Raw genomic sequence first — 273 nt, 5'->3', positions numbered from 1 at the left:
GGGAGGTCATCCGAGCCGAGAAAACGGCTCTGAGGCCTTTTTTGGTGACTTTGACGGTGAAGAACGGTGATGACCTGGCTGAACGCTTTAAGCACCTTCATAGAGCCCAGCGCGAGCTATGGAAACGCCGGCAACGCGGTCGCGGCTCTGTGCTCGATGGTGTTGTGGGCGCTGTTTGGTCATACGAAGTGAAGCGGGGAGACAACTCGGGCCAGTGGCACCCGCACCTGCACATGATCGCCTTGGCCGAGGTCGAGCCCAGCCAGGAGCGCT

1 protein-coding gene is annotated in these 273 nt (G+C 60.4%); it reads left to right on the top strand.

The annotated features are described in order from the left end of the window. Window positions 1-69 precede the first annotated feature (69 nt). Window positions 70-192, top strand: a complete 123-nt coding sequence (locus ABG80_RS23835) for a hypothetical protein (protein ID WP_268760982.1) — start codon at window positions 70-72, stop codon at window positions 190-192. Window positions 193-273: the final 81 nt, after the last annotated feature.

The sequence above is a fragment of the Aquabacterium parvum genome (assembly GCF_001447195.1).
Taxonomy (GTDB): Bacteria; Pseudomonadota; Gammaproteobacteria; order Burkholderiales; family Burkholderiaceae_C; genus Aquabacterium; species Aquabacterium parvum.
The sequence above is the reverse complement of the archived record's forward strand: the minus strand, read 5'-3'. Positions and strand labels throughout refer to the sequence as shown.

Excerpts from the sequence above, each read along its gene's own strand:
- ABG80_RS23835 (WP_268760982.1), top strand. The coding sequence starts at position 70 with ATGACCTGGCTGAACGCTTTAAGCACCTTCATAGAGCCCAGCGCGAGC.